A 14,306-nucleotide genomic window follows, 5' to 3' on the forward strand; every position below is an offset into this window, starting at 1 on the left:
CGAAAATGTGGGAAGCGCCAGCTTTGCCATGTCTTTGTGAGGCTCAATACATAAAGCCGATCCGCAATTTCACTTATTCGTAATCGCGGTGCGATTCATCTCTAAAACGATTACATTAAAAGTACGGACAAAAAAGGTACCCAACATCTGTCACAATTTTGCTCCGGTCCGCTGCTTAGTCTTTGCCCGGCGTATCCGCCTGTGTCGAATGCAACGGGACGGATCAGCAAACCATACGCTGCCTTTCGGGGTGTGCTTCGGGTCATCGATGCACGCAGCAGGCGCGTCCGTCTCGGCCCACCTGTTGCGGCCGGCATCGAACCCAGGTCTATGACACGCATACGCTCCGGATCCCGCCGTCATCATGCAATCTGTCTGATGCTGGCCACTAGCCTGCTGTCTGCGCAGATGGTTCACGCGCAGGTCAATCTCAGTTTTTCCAATGTCGACATCAATCAGGTGGCGAAGGCGATTGGTGCGGCGACCGACACCACGATCATTGTCGATCCGCGGGTGAAGGGACAACTCAACCTCGTATCCGACAATCCCGTCAGCAAGGAGCGGGCCCTGAAGACGCTCGAAGCGGCCTTGCGCATGCAGGGTTTCGCGCTGCTGCAGGACAACGGCATTCTCAAGGTCGTCCCTGAAGCGGACGCGAAGCTGCAGGGCGTGCCCACGTATGTCGGCAATGCGCCGCAGGCGCATGGCGATGTCGTCATCACCCAGGTGTTCCGGCTGAAGAACGAGTCGGCCACGGCGCTGATGCCTGTGCTCAAGCCGCTCATCAGCCCGAACAACACCATTGCCGCGTACCAGAACGACAACACCCTCGTCGTCACGGACTATGCGGACAACGTGCGCCGCATCGCCGCGATCATTGCGGGTGTGGATTCGGGTGCCTCGCAGCAGGTCGCCGTGGTCCAGCTCGACCATGAGAGTGCGGTGGATCTCGCGCCGATTGTGCAGAAGATGCTCGACCCTAGCGGTATCGGCAATACGGATGCCACGCTCAAGGTGTCGGTGTCTGCCGACCCACGCCTGAACTCGCTGCTGCTGCGCGCCAGCGACCCGGGGCGTATCAAGGACGCGAAGGCGCTGATTGCACAGCTCGATGCGCCTACCCGCGTGGCCGGCAACATGCACGTGGTGCGGATCGAGAATGCCAATGCGAGCGATCTTGCCAAGGTGTTGCGCGGCATGCTGGGCCAGGGGAGCGACAGTTCTGAGGACTCAGACAAGTCCAGTGCGCAGAGTTTCAGTCAGGGCAATAGCGGCATAGGCGGAAGCGGCGGGAGCGGTGGAAGTAGCGGGACCAGTTCGTCGACCGGCACCGCGGGCGTGCCGCCGCTGCCGGGTACCACGAACGGTACGGGCGGCACAGGTTCCTCAGGCTCCGGTAGCGGATTGAGCGCCCAGGGTGGCCTGATTGAAGGTGCCCGCGGCGGGAGCGCCGAGGGCAACGGCATGATCCAGGCGGACCCCTCCACCAATTCACTGATCATCACGGCTCCCGAGCCGGTGTATCGCAACCTGCGGATGGTGATCGACCAGCTCGACATACGGCGCGCACAGGTCTATATCGAAGCACTGGTCGTCGAGCTGAACTCGAACACGAACGCCAATCTCGGCATTCAGTGGCAGGTCGCGAATGGTGCGCTTCTTGCCGGCACCAACCTGGCTACCGGCTCGGGCAACAGTATCATCAACCTGACGGCAGCCGGGAGCACTGGTGGTCTCGGTGAGACACTCATCAACCAGGGTCTCCAGCAGGGGCTCAACGTCGGTTGGGTCCACAACATTTTCGGTGTGCAGGGACTCGGTGCGCTGCTGCAGGCACTCTCGCAGACCGCCGATGCGAACGTGCTGTCGACGCCTAACCTCATCACGCTCGACAACGAGGATGCCAAGATCGTCGTCGGCACCAACGTGCCGATCCAGACGGGGTCCTATTCGAATCTCACGAGCGGCACGACGAGCACGGCGTTCAATACCTATGACCGTGTCGACGTCGGCCTGACGCTGCACGTCAAGCCGCAGATTACCGCCGGCGGGATTCTCAAGCTGCAGCTCTACACCGAAGACTCGGCGATCGTGAACGGCACGACCAACGCCTCGACCAACCCGGCCGGCCCTGAGTTCACCAAGCGTTCAATCCAGTCGACGGTACTCGCCGATAACGGCGAGATCATCGTGCTGGGTGGCCTGATGCAGGACAACTACCAGGTCAGCAACAGCAAGGTGCCGCTGCTGGGCGATATTCCGTGGCTCGGCCAGCTGTTCCGCTCGGAATCGAAGAGCCGCAATAAGACCAACCTGATGGTGTTCCTGCGCCCGGTGATCATCAGTGATCGCGATACCGCGCAGGCGGTGACGGCGAACCGTTACGACTATATCCAGGGCGTGCAGGGCGCCTACAAGTCGGACAACAACCTGATCAAGGACAAGGACGATCCGGTGGTGCCGCCGATGCCGCTCGGCCCGGCCGAGGGCGGCTCGCCCGCGATGAACCTGTTCAATCTCGACCAGATGCGCCGTCAGCAGATGATGCCACCGCCGGCTGCGGTGCCCGGTTCCAGTGCTGCTCCGGTGACCAACGGTGGTGCTGTGCAGATCAACCCGGTGACCGTTGGGCCCGCCATCAATTCGCCTGTGCCGGCGACTAGCGGTGGCGCTGTCCAGACCAGCCCGGTGACGGTCGGGCCTGCCGTCACTTCGCCCGGAGCGCAGCCGTGAGCACGCCGTCCACCCCGCCGTCAGGGTCCGCGTCGACGCGTGCGGGTGGCGCTGCGATGCCGCCCGCAGCTGTGGCCGGACATGCCGAACGCGGTGCGCCGTCGGCGATCGCCGCGCGACTCGTGCCCTACGGCTTTGCGCGCAGTGGTCAGATTCTGGTAGCGCACCAGCATGCTGACGCACTGGAAGTCTGGATCAGCGAGCGCACGAGCGATGCCGCGCTCGCCGAGGTGGCGCGCAATTTTGGCGCGCTGTCGGTGGCGCGCCTGCCGGCCGACCAGCTCTCGCTGGCGATCAACCAGGCGTACGCGCGCCAGGATGGCAGCGCAGCGCAGGTGGTCGGCGAGGTGGAAGGCGAAGTCGATCTGTCGCGGTTGATGCAGGAGATTCCCGAGGTCGAGGACCTGCTGGAATCGGAAGACGACGCGCCGATCATCCGCATGATCAACGCCCTCCTTACTCAGGCGGCACGCGAACAGGCTTCGGATATTCACATCGAGCCGTTCGAGAATGCCTCGGTGGTGCGCTTTCGCGTGGACGGCACGCTGCGCGACGTGGTGCGGCCGAAGAAGGCGCTGCACGGCGCGCTGATCTCGCGTATCAAGATCATGGCGCAGCTCGATATCGCGGAGAAACGTTTGCCGCAGGACGGCCGGATTACGCTGCGGGTCGGCGGCCGGCCGGTGGATGTGCGGGTGTCCACGTTGCCTACGGGGCACGGCGAACGCGCGGTGCTGCGTCTGCTCGAGAAAGACGCCTCGCGCCTGAATCTCGAAGCGCTCGGCATGGGTTCGGACACGCTCACGAAATTCGACAAGCTGATCGGCCGCCCGCACGGCATCGTGCTGGTGACCGGGCCGACCGGTTCGGGCAAGACGACCACGCTCTATGCGTCGATGTCACGCCTCGAAACCGCGACGACCAACATCATGACCGTCGAAGACCCGATCGAGTACGACCTCTCGGGTATCGGCCAGACGCAGGTCAACGAGCGGATCGGCATGACCTTCGCGCGGGCGCTGCGCTCGATTCTGCGGCAGGACCCGGACATCATCATGATCGGGGAAATCCGCGATCTGGAGACCGCACAGATTGCCGTGCAGGCCTCGCTCACCGGCCACCTGGTGCTGGCGACGCTGCACACCAACGATGCGGCGTCGGCGGTCACGCGTCTCGCTGATATGGGCGTGGAACCCTATCTGCTCGCTTCGTCGCTGCTTGGCGTGCTGGCGCAGCGGCTGGTGCGCCGGCTCTGCCCCGTGTGCAGGGAGGAGCGCGTCGAGGAGTCTGTAGAAACAGAGGACCGCGAAGCAGTAGGCCGCGTCCAGTGGCATCCGGTGGGTTGCGACAAGTGCGGACACTCCGGCTACTCGGGACGGCGCGGTGTCTACGAGCTTCTGTTGATCGATGACAGCATCCGGCCGTTGATCCATCGCAACGCCGCGGATGCGGAGATTCTCGCGGTGGCGCGCGCGCAGGGAATGCGTACGCTGCGCGAGGATGCTGACCGGTGGCTCGCCTCGGGCCTGACCTCGCTCGAGGAAGTGCTGCGTGTAACGGGGGGAGGGTAAGACGATGCCGGCATTCCGTTTCGAAGCGATCGACAACGCGGGCAAGACGAAGAAAGGCGTGGTCGATGCCGATAGCGCCCGCAGTGCGCGCACACAGTTGCGCACCCAGGGGTTCACGCCGATGGTGGTCGAGGCGGCCGGCGCACGTGCGCGAGGTTCGCAGGCGCAACGGCTGACCGGGGGCAGGCGGCTGTCGCAGCGCGAGCAGGCGATTCTCACGCGCCAGATGGCGAGCCTTTTGATTGCGGGGTTGCCGCTCGACGAAACCCTGGCTGTCCTGAGCGAACAGGCGGAGCGCGAATACGTCCGCGAGCTGATGGCGGCGATCCGCAGCGAAGTGATGGGCGGCCACTCGTTTGCCAACGGGCTGTCACAGCACCCGCGGGACTTTCCGGAGATCTACCGCGCGCTCGTCTCGGCCGGCGAACACACCGGCAAGCTCGGTGTCGTGCTGTCGCGCCTCGCCGATTACATCGAACAGAGCAACGCGCTAAAGCAGAAAATCATGCTCGCCTTCACCTATCCGGCGGTGGTGACCTGCATCGCGTTCGGCATTGTGACCTTCCTGCTGAGCTATGTGGTGCCGCAGGTGGCCAATGTCTTTGTCAGCACCAAACAGCAGTTGCCGTTTCTGACGGTGATGATGCTGGCGCTTTCCAGTTACGTCCGGCACTGGTGGTGGGCCACCTTGCTCGGCGTCGCGGTGATGATATGGCTTGTGAGGCAAGTGCTCGCCCAGCCGGGCCCGCGGCTTGCGTTCGACCGCTGGGCGCTCACGGCGCCGCTTTTCGGCAAGCTGGTGCGCGGCTATAACACGGTGCGCTTTGCCAGCACGCTGGGCATTCTGACGGCAGCGGGCGTGCCGATCCTGCGCGCGCTGCAGGCCGCGGGCGAAACGCTGAGCAACCGGGCGATGCACGCCAATATCGAGGACGCGATCGTGCGGGTTCGCGAGGGGACTTCGCTGTCGCGCGCGCTCGGCAACACGAAGACGTTTCCGCCGGTGCTGGTGCACCTGATCCGTTCCGGCGAGGCGACCGGCGACGTGACAACCATGCTCGACCGGGCCTCGGAAGGCGAGTCCCGCGAGCTTGAACGCCGCACCATGTTTCTCACCAGCCTGCTCGAGCCGCTGCTCATTCTCGCCATGGGCGGCGTCGTGCTGGTGATCGTGCTGGCGGTGATGATGCCGATTATCGAACTGAACAACCTGGTGCAGTGACGTGCGGGCTTGCTCAGCGTACAAACGCGTCCGGGTTGGCGGCGGCCGGCAGGCTGATTTCGCGCTGAATGCCGTCGTGATCGAGGACGATCGAGTGTGCACGGATTTCGCTCAGCGTGGTGGAGTCGTTGAGCCGGCCCTTGAGCGGGACGACGCGTGCGGGATCGCCGCCGACGCTGATGATCGCAGCGGCATGCTGCGGATCGAAGGCGAGGATGCCGAGCAACTGCACCTGATCGTGATGGTCGCTGTCGGGTTGGGCGCCGAACAGCGTGGCGCCGGCCGACACGTCGAGCGGGACCGGCGGCGCCGGGTGCGTGACAGGGATGACGGGCGCGGCATGAAAAGTCCACGCCCACCAGCTGACGACGCCGATGAACAGGACGGCCGAAGCGCCCGATGCGAGCGTGGTGGGCGACGTAAGCGGTTGCAAAAAGGCGCGGGGCATATGCGGCTCGGCTTGGATGAGGTGTGGGGTGCCACGCTCCCCGGTCGCACGCGGTGCGTGGTAGCGGAGTGTGTGCGGCGCTGTGGGACTCTTCACATTTTTGGACGGGAAAAGTGAATCCATGATGACTGATCTGAACATAAGCATGACTTATCGTTTACGCCATCCTGAGAGCGGGGGCATGAAACGGCGTCTGCAGCGCGGCTTTACGCTCATCGAGATCATGGTCGTGATCGCGATTCTGGGCATTCTCGCTGCGCTGATCGTGCCGAAGATCATGAGCCGGCCGGATGAGGCGCGCCGTGTGGCAGCGAAACAGGATATCGGCACCATCATGCAGGCGCTCAATCTGTACCGTCTCGACAACGGCCGCTATCCCAGCGGCGACCAGGGGCTGCACGCGCTGGTCGAAAAGCCGTCCACCGATCCGGTGCCGAACAACTGGAAAGACGGTGGATACCTCGAACGCTTGCCCAACGACCCGTGGGGCAATCCTTATCAGTATCTGAACCCCGGGGTGCACGGTGCAATCGATGTGTTCAGCTACGGCGCGGACGGCAAGCCGGGTGGGGAGGGTAACGATGCAGACATCGGATCGTGGCAGTAGCGTGGGCAGGCGCGCAGCGCTGCGCAAGCAAGGCAGGCCGGCAAGCTGCCGGTTGTCGCCGCGGCAGGCCGCCGGCTTTACGCTGATCGAAATGCTGGTGGTGCTGCTGATTGCGGGCCTGCTCATCGCGGTCGTGGCGCTGGCGCCGTCGCGCAACCGTCGCACGGACCTCGCCGAGGACGCCCAGCGTCTCGCGGCGATGCTCGAATCCGCGGACGACCAGGCCGAGGTTCGCTCGGCGTCGATTGCGTGGGAGCCCGTCAATGGCGGCTACCGTTTCGATCAGCGTGGCGAGGACGGCAAGTGGCGCCCGATTACCGACGACGTGCTTGCGCCCCATCGCTGGGGTGCGGAAGTGACGAACGTGTCGATCCGCTACACGGGCAGCGGCAACCTGACGCCGCGCATCGTATTTGGCGACGAGAGCATCGACGTGCCGGTCACGGTGACGCTCGACTCGGATGGCGTGCGTCTGCAGGTCGTGGGCACGGGCATCGGCAATTTTGTGGTGCGCAGACCATGAAGCGAATGATGGAGGGGATGCCTCGAAGCGCTGCGTCGGGCGCACGCATCGCGAGCCTGATCGTGCTGCTGCCTTCGAGCGATATGCTCGCAGCGGGCGGTTGGGAAGCGACGCCGATGCCGTTTGCGCTGCTCGGACGCAAGGGCGAGATGCTGCGCGCGGGGCACGCCCGATTCGACGCGTTGCCGCAAGCCGGGGAGACGGTGTTGGTGGTCGCGGCGCGCGACACATTGATGCTGCATGCGAAGGTGCCGCCGGTGACCGGGCCGCGGCTGCGGCGAGTCCTGCCGAACATTGTCGAAGAGCATCTGATTCAGGAAGCGCAGCGCTGCCACGTAGCGGTCGATCCGGTTCCTCCGGCCCCGGCTGCTGATCTGCGTTGCCTCGCCGTTATCGACCGGGAATGGTTCGTGTCGGTGACCGGACGATTTGCCGGGGCGGGCCATCGGCGCGTGCGGGCTGTGCCGCTTATCCGCTGTATTCCGTTGCCGGAGGCGGTTTCGCTTGCCGGATCGGATGTGGGTCCGGAGGGTGATTCGGGGTCTTCTTCGGACGCTTCTTCGGAACTCGCTTCGGCCGTATCGTTGGCCGGTGATTCAGCCACTGATCCTGCCGCCGATTCGGCCACCGGTCTGGTCGCGGACCCGGCCGTCGATTCGGCTACGGGTAATCGTGTTGTGGCGGCGAGCGTGGTGATCGTGCGTGGCGAGTCCAGCCAGCCGCCCGACGGTGCGGTTGCGGAAGCCGATTTGGGCCGTATCGAGTGGGTGGAGCTCGCGCTCAGGCAAGACTCGCTCGGTTTCGGCATGCGCGTGAACGCGGCGCAACTGGGGGCCACGCTTGCGGAACTGTCGCAGCGTCAGCCGCTCGAGGTCTACGCGCTGACACTTCAAGATGGCGCTCAGCCTGACAGCGGGCCTGGCACAGAGGCAGGCGTCGGGCCCGGTGTGGGGCACGCTGCCGATCCAGCCATCGAGCCTCGTATCAGAGCGGCCACGGGACCGGCTGAAGCGCAACGTCTTCGCCTGGTGCGCGAAGCAACCGGCGAGGTCGGCGAAGCGCAGCGCGCAATCGTGCCGGCCGCTTTGCCCGAGCGCACCTTGCCGTTCGCGGTCATCGCGCGCTCGGCGCTCGCCTGCCGCTTCAACCTTTGCCAGTTCGAACTGGCCAGTCCGGGCGGCAATCTGGCCGCAGCAGCCGGACTTAAACCATGGCGCGTGGCACTTGGGTTTCTCGCCGCGTCGGTTGTGGTGTCGATCGTCGCCCTGAACGTGCAATGGTGGCAGTTGCGCCACCGCCGCGACGCGCTGGAAGCGCAGATGACACAGATGGTGCAGACGGCGTTTCCCAACACGCCGATGGTTCTCGGTCCGCATGAGCAGATGACGCTCGACCTGACCCGTTTGCGCGGCACGGTCGGGGCGCTGCGCGCGGACGATTTTCTGGCGCTGGCGGCGTCGCTGGCGCATGCGCTCGGTCCGATTCCGTCGCTCGCTATTGCCGAGATGGATTACAGCGGTGGATCGCTCGATGTGACTTTCAAACCTGGTACCGAAATCGACGAAGGCGACTTCAAGCGCCGTCTCACGACAAGCGGTCTGTCCGTAGAGGAGGAAGACGGCAAATGGAAGCTCAGATCCGCGCCATCCAAGCTGCACTGACAGAGTGGTTCGAGGCTCGCGCCCCGCGGGAGAAGCGGCTGCTGGTGGCGGGCGTGGCGCTCCTCATTGTGGTGCTGCTCTATAGCGTGTTGTGGGCGCCCGCATGGGATGGTTGCAGCCATATCAGGGCGAGCCTGCCGCGGCTTCAGGATGAGGTGGCGCAGGTGCAGATGCAGCTGGACGAGGCGCGCAGTCTCAAGGGCGATGCCGCGATCCGCGCTCCGGAAGGTGTCGCGCTGCGCGATGCGTTGTCCGCCTCGCTCTCGCAGGCGGGGGTGCCGGCGCCGCAGATCACCGTGCTGGGCAAGGGCGTTCAGGTTGAGGTGAAGAACGTGCCGTTCGGGGTGTTGATGGTATGGCTCGACGAAGTGCGGCGTACCGAACACGTGCGTGTGGTCAGCGCTCATGCGAAAGGCGAAATGCAGCCGGGCCATGCCAGCGTCTCCGTGACGTTGCAGCCGGCTGCGGAGCAGTGAGGAATCGCCCGGCGCCGAACTCCGCTGGAGGTGGCGCCGCGTTTGACCCTGCGCGCATGGGCAGATGCCGCGGCAAAATTCTATTAATACGGGTCAGTTAATTTCGAAGCCAATCGCTGCAGTTATCCTGCGCGAAAATGTTTGCCATGATATTTAATTCGATAAATTAATTTATAGCCTCGTAAATTTTGACTTCCGGATTGCCAGGGTTTCAGAAGATTTCGAATCAATACTTGGGAAAACGGAATTGTGAATGTTTTGTGCCAAAATGTACGTTAACTTCCTGGTGGCGGCCGCCGGAGTGGGTAGCGTAAGGCTTCAGCCTTGCCCAGTGGACTTCCCGCGGTGATGAGGATGTTGCGTAGATTCTGTCTTGAAACCATAACATTACTTGACCGCAAGAGCCTTTACCTGTGATTTCCGGAAACACTCCCACGTGGTGAAACTTTGTTTGATGGGCGGTCTTGTTAATTTCAGGCCTTCTATATAGACTGGCGATTCTGGTGAATTAGAGTGAAGAAGCAGATTTGCTCGATCGCGCAGATTTCGTGGTCCAGGCGGGGTATGTTTTAGGAGGCCCTTGCTGATGCGCGACATCCTGTCAGGCTATGGGGAACACAAGTGAGACAAATACTGGGTCAGGGGGCCGTCGAGATGGCCACGCGCGAATTCAGCAAGAATCCGTCAAAGGCTTTGCGGGAGGCAGATGTGCATCCGGTGCTGGTGACGAAGTACGGCCAGCCGATTGCCTGCGTGCTATCCATCGAGTCGTGGAACGACCTGCTGGACAAGGTCCATCACAGTGACCTGCTTGAGCAGATAGGTCGCTAATACCCCGTCTTTATCGTCAACGGTCCGCTGCAAATCACGTCGCCCGGCGTGAGGCTGCCATGTAGCGGAGAGTGACTGACCCGCTGACTTGCAATTGTCACATAGTGTTTCTAGCATACTTCGTCCAGCTTCATTATCGGTGCCATCATGCGACATGCTGATGGTGGCGCGCCGCAATTCCACTATCCGGCATTCTATTCATGACAGGCTCTCGGGCACCGACCAGTGTCTTGACGCTGGCCGTATGCCTCATGCTTTGTATCTTGATCATACGAAGCGCACAGGCGCAGGATGCTGGGGACGATGATCACCCGGTTGCCGGGATCGTACACTTCGACCTTCCGGCTCAGCCTCTCGCGCAGGCGCTTCAGGCGTTTGGCCGGATAAGCGAACTGGCTGTGCTTGCTTCCGCCCCGCTGCTCGATGGGCGGGTCAGCGCGGCGGTGGTGGGCGATTATTCTCCGCGCGAAGCGCTGCAACGGGCTTTGGCTGGCACCGGGCTCGAAGCCAGATTCACGGGACCGGATGAGGCGCTGATCGTTGCCTCGCCGGTAGAGCCGCAAGCGGCGCCGGCGTCCGGTTCCGCGCGCGTGGACGAACTGGCGATCGATGGCATTGATGGCGGGGGCGAGCAACTGGCCTATGCCGCGATGATCCAGGCGCGCCTGACGGAGGCTTTGTGCGCGTCGCCGGCAACGCGCCCGGGAAGCTATCGGTTGGTTGCACAACTACGCCTTGACGCTCAAGGGGCAGTCGCAGCGGCGCGGGTGGTAGCCTCCACAGGACTTGGGTCGCGGGATGCCGCGATTGAGCGGGTGATACGCACGTTGAGTCTCGACTCGGCGCCGCCGGTGGGTCTTCCCGAGCCGGTCACCATTATGCTGCGGCCAACGGGTAACGGTGTGCATGTTAATTGCCCACAATCTGACACACAGGGTTAGCGGCCATGTCTGAGAGCAGCCGTGCACAACTAAAAAAACTCCTGGTGTCGCGCTACGCGTATCTGGTCAAGCGGCTTGAGCGCGGGACGGGATCAAAAGACGGCGCGACGGAGGCTTTGCATGAAACCTGGCTGCGGCTGGAGAATGCCAACGTCGCTTCGCCGGTGGCGAATTCGGACGGCTATATCCTCGGTATGGCGAACCATATCGCGATCGATCAGCACCGTAGCGAGCGGCGCCATCGCCATGAAGACGACGTCGATGCCCTGCTCGAACTGCCTGACGAACTTGCCGACCCGGAGCGGATCGTAGCGGCACGCCGCAAAGTCGAAGCGCTGAAAAGCGTACTGCGCGGACTTTCACCCCGGCGCCGGGCGATTTTGCTGGCCGCACGCGTGGACGGGCAATTGAACAGGGAGATTGCAGAGCGTTTTGGTATTTCGTTACGTCTGGTCGAGAGCGAGCTGAGTGCAGCGATGAAATATTGCCTCGATCGTATGCATGAGGTGGGTGATCCGCCCACCGCTTCGAGAAGTGGTCCGCGAAAATTTTGAATACCTTGCCGATGACCAAAGCTGAGGCTAAAGCAGCGAGCGACGTACAGGCCCAGGCCCGTGCATGGCTGCTGCGCCTGCGTTCAGGAAACCTGAGCCCGAACGATGTTCAGGCGTTCGAGCGGTGGTGTGACGACCACCCGGAGACGTCGCGCCTGTTGCGCGAAACCTGGACCATGCTGCGTACCGCAGCGGCCGAGATCGCCCAGGAAGAACTGGCGTCCGGCGAGAGGTGGACCGGCAGCGGCGGCCGTGCGCACGCCTTGCGCCCGGGCCGACGGGCATTTGTGGGCTTTGCCGTGGCAGCAGGCGCATCATGGCTGGCGCTGCGTCCGCCGCTGCAACTGTGGCCGGCGCTCGGCGATCTGGCTGCGGACTATCGCACCGGTACAGGCGAGCAGCGCCGGGTGGAGCTTTCGCAGCGTGTGGTGGTCGAGATGAACACGCAGACCCGCCTCAATATTCTTCCTGCCCAGCAGACGATTCATGGCGTCGAACTGCTGGCGGGCGAAGCGGAGGTTCTCGCTGCCGCGCCTGACATTGGACGAACCGAGCCGCTGCGTCCGGTCGTCGTGGTTGCGGGTACGGGGCGGCTGCAGGCGCAGGTGGCGCGCTTCAACGTCCGGCGTACTGGCAGCAGCGTTTGCGTGACCTGCATATCCGGCTCGGTGGCGCTCGAGCATCCCCGTCAGCGGTTGAGCCTGGAAGCTTCACAGCAGGTCACCTACGACGACCAGAACGTGCATCCCGTGTCCATGGTCGACTCGGGCGCTGTCACCGCGTGGCGAAGAGGTGTGCTGGTATTCAATGGCGTGCCGCTGGCGCAGGTTGTCGATGAGGTCAATCGCTACCGGCCCGGAAAAGTCATCTTGCGCAACGAGGCGCTCGGCGAGAATCGCATCCAGGCGCAGTTCCCGATTGCCAAGCTGGACGACGTCATTCACATGGTCGGACTGCTCTACGGTGCGCACATCACCAAGCTACCCGGCAATATCGTGCTGCTCAGCTAGCCTTCCCGAGAGCGCATTCACACGACCCGCCTTGCGGCTTACCGCTACTGATTCCGACATAGCTTATATAGGCTCGTGAATCCGCGGCTACCCGCGGTTCGGTTCCCGCGTTCGTGCATATAGGGCGCCAGCGGGACATGAAGCAACCGGACTGGACTGCCATGGACCACGCGACGCCTCGGAGCGTGTGTCCAGTCTGCCGGAAGCGGGGAGCAACATGGAAATTCCAGATGCATGCCTGTCTCGCAATCTGACAGCGGTTGTGTCGGAGCGCATCTGCGAGGGCGCCATCCATTGGCTGTTCTGGTTGCGTACGGGTGGCGCGACGCCCGCTGATCTCACGACATTCCGCCGCTGGAGAGCGCAAAGCGACGAACATGCGCGCGTCGCGTACGAAGTGATCTGGATCTGGAATGCACTGGGCGTGCTGGCAGATCCAGATTATGTTTGTTGCATCAATTCACGCGGATCGCGGAATCTGGGCGCGGTTGGCCGCAAGCCTAACCACACTGTCCGGGCATCACTCCGGCGCATGCGCCGTGCGGCTCATGCGCTGCTTCGCCGTCGAAGCGGATAGGCTCGCCGTTGGGCCTTGACGTCCAGTCAAACAGGCCCGTCCATCCTTGGGCGCAGCGTCTGCCTGCAGCCATCGTCAAACATCTTTTAAAAAAGTCTGCGGGATTAGACCGGTCGATTCGACCTTGTTTATGTGAGCCTCATTTCCGGGTGCTACGCGCCGGTGCAAATCCACACGTTCTCTGTCACGGGCTGTTCGGTCAGGTTCCGCCCGATGGCTGGCTTGTTGAGGCGTTCTGGGCGTTGGCGTGCGCATGCGCGGCGTTCCAGATGGCGTCAAGTGGATCGTCGGCGGCTTCGTAATGCTCGATCAGGAACGGAAAGCGCTCGGCCAAAGGTGCGGTTTCTCGTAAGGCGCGTATATGGTTGATCATCCACTGCAAGAGATCGCTACCCTCATGGACCTGGGCGGCCGTCCAGTTCGGCATGGGCGAAAACAGCGCCGCAAACCGGCTCCAGCGCGAAGGCCGGTCGTTATCGGCGGGCCGGATGTAGGTGTTCAGATAGAAGTCGCCGTTATTGCGCAGTTCGCCGACGAACACACCGCCCGTGGTCGGCACGGCCGCCTGCTTCCAGTTTTCGAGCAATGCGAGTGGGCGCAGCACGCGGGCAAAGACGAACGCGATGCAGGTTTCGCGTTCGATTTCTGCAAGGGACATGACGCCGTTGCGTTGCATGCAACGTGCAACAGCATGCGGTCTGATGGTGTGGGACGCGAAGCTCGTCAAGGCCAGGTCGGGGACAGTCAGCTGCAACTGGAATTCGCGCAACCCGTGCTCGGTGCTCATGGTGGTGAAGTTGACGAACAGGCCTTCAGTGGCGCCAAGCGCGCCGACGTAAGGTTCGAGGCCGAGGTGCTCGAGCCTTGGCGCGATCTGGCGTTCGAGCAGTCGCATGAGCGCGCGCCGGTTTCGCGTACCCGTGAAGTCTTCGAGGCTCTTCAGGATGATGTCCGTGATCTTTCCGCGACGCTCCTCGGCGAACATCCGCGGGGAACGGTTGAGTTCGAACTTCGTGCGACCGTGCGCCACGCGTGGATCGATGTACATGCGGGTTCCTGAAGGTTCCGGATTGAACGAATGCAGGCGAGTCGTGCTGATGACCACGGTCCGGCGCCGCAGATTGATACTGTGCTGTTGAAAACCGATAGTCA

At 63.1% G+C, this 14,306-nt stretch carries 14 protein-coding genes; 12 read left to right on the top strand and 2 right to left on the bottom strand.

The window, feature by feature from the left end; genetic code table 11:
* Positions 1 to 378 precede the first annotated feature (378 nt).
* Genes gspD through gspF form a run of 3 tightly spaced genes read left to right on the top strand, consistent with a single transcriptional unit; the run spans position 379 to position 5,526 of the window.
* Positions 379 to 2,733: a type II secretion system secretin GspD gene (gene gspD / locus FFS45_RS17380; RefSeq protein WP_249362822.1), complete on the top strand. Its 2,355-nt coding sequence runs from the start codon at positions 379 to 381 to the stop codon at positions 2,731 to 2,733.
* The gene (gene gspE / locus FFS45_RS17385; RefSeq protein ID WP_283204757.1) at positions 2,730 to 4,304 is read left to right on the top strand and encodes a type II secretion system ATPase GspE; all 1,575 of its coding nucleotides are present in this window, start codon (positions 2,730 to 2,732) and stop codon (positions 4,302 to 4,304) included. Before gspD ends, gspE begins: the two co-directional genes overlap by 4 nt.
* A 4-nt stretch (positions 4,305 to 4,308) precedes the next feature.
* Positions 4,309 to 5,526, top strand: coding sequence for a type II secretion system inner membrane protein GspF (gene gspF / locus FFS45_RS17390; protein ID WP_137955868.1), 1,218 nt, complete (start codon positions 4,309 to 4,311; stop codon positions 5,524 to 5,526).
* A 13-nt stretch (positions 5,527 to 5,539) separates the two neighbouring features.
* Here the strand turns inward: gspF and FFS45_RS17395 are convergent, their stop codons facing one another.
* Positions 5,540 to 5,974: a general secretion pathway protein GspC gene (locus FFS45_RS17395; protein ID WP_137955869.1), complete on the bottom strand. Its 435-nt coding sequence runs from the start codon at positions 5,972 to 5,974 to the stop codon at positions 5,540 to 5,542.
* A gap of 145 nt (positions 5,975 to 6,119) precedes the next feature.
* Between FFS45_RS17395 and gspG the strand changes: the two genes are divergently transcribed.
* The 9 genes from gspG (at position 6,120) to FFS45_RS17440 (ending at position 13,154) form a co-directional block, all read left to right on the top strand.
* Complete coding sequence (gene gspG, locus FFS45_RS17400) at positions 6,120 to 6,581, top strand: type II secretion system major pseudopilin GspG (protein ID WP_283204758.1); 462 nt, start codon at positions 6,120 to 6,122, stop codon at positions 6,579 to 6,581.
* Entirely contained in the window at positions 6,556 to 7,104 is a 549-nt protein-coding gene (locus FFS45_RS17405) for a GspH/FimT family pseudopilin (protein WP_137955871.1), read from the top strand. The genes gspG and FFS45_RS17405 overlap by 26 nt, the downstream gene beginning before the upstream one ends.
* A gap of 17 nt (positions 7,105 to 7,121) precedes the next feature.
* Positions 7,122 to 8,765, top strand: a complete 1,644-nt coding sequence (gene gspL, locus FFS45_RS17410; protein WP_171029674.1) for a type II secretion system protein GspL — start codon at positions 7,122 to 7,124, stop codon at positions 8,763 to 8,765.
* A complete protein-coding gene (locus tag FFS45_RS17415; RefSeq protein ID WP_137955873.1) occupies positions 8,729 to 9,241 on the top strand; it encodes a type II secretion system protein M in 513 nt (170 codons plus the stop codon). Before gspL ends, FFS45_RS17415 begins: the two co-directional genes overlap by 37 nt.
* A 621-nt stretch (positions 9,242 to 9,862) precedes the next feature.
* On the top strand, positions 9,863 to 10,072 hold the full coding sequence (locus FFS45_RS17420; protein WP_137955874.1) for a type II toxin-antitoxin system Phd/YefM family antitoxin: 210 nt from the start codon (positions 9,863 to 9,865) through the stop codon (positions 10,070 to 10,072).
* Positions 10,073 to 10,335: 263 nt separating this feature from the next.
* Positions 10,336 to 11,013 (top strand): STN domain-containing protein, encoded by a 678-nt coding sequence (locus FFS45_RS17425; RefSeq protein ID WP_349292322.1) that lies wholly within the window; start codon positions 10,336 to 10,338, stop codon positions 11,011 to 11,013.
* A gap of 5 nt (positions 11,014 to 11,018) precedes the next feature.
* On the top strand, positions 11,019 to 11,567 hold the full coding sequence (locus tag FFS45_RS17430; RefSeq protein WP_137955876.1) for an RNA polymerase sigma factor: 549 nt from the start codon (positions 11,019 to 11,021) through the stop codon (positions 11,565 to 11,567).
* Positions 11,568 to 11,578: 11 nt separating this feature from the next.
* Entirely contained in the window at positions 11,579 to 12,577 is a 999-nt protein-coding gene (locus tag FFS45_RS17435; protein ID WP_137955877.1) for a FecR domain-containing protein, read from the top strand.
* A gap of 217 nt (positions 12,578 to 12,794) precedes the next feature.
* Positions 12,795 to 13,154, top strand: a complete 360-nt coding sequence (locus FFS45_RS17440) for a FecR/PupR family sigma factor regulator (protein WP_137955878.1) — start codon at positions 12,795 to 12,797, stop codon at positions 13,152 to 13,154.
* Positions 13,155 to 13,353: 199 nt separating this feature from the next.
* Here the strand turns inward: FFS45_RS17440 and FFS45_RS17445 are convergent, their stop codons facing one another.
* A complete protein-coding gene (locus tag FFS45_RS17445; protein WP_137955879.1) occupies positions 13,354 to 14,202 on the bottom strand; it encodes a hypothetical protein in 849 nt (282 codons plus the stop codon).
* Between the last annotated feature and the right edge of the window lie 104 nt (positions 14,203 to 14,306).

Origin of the sequence: Burkholderia sp. 4M9327F10, assembly GCF_005503145.1 — a bacterium.
In the GTDB taxonomy this organism is placed as follows: Bacteria; Pseudomonadota; Gammaproteobacteria; order Burkholderiales; family Burkholderiaceae; genus Paraburkholderia.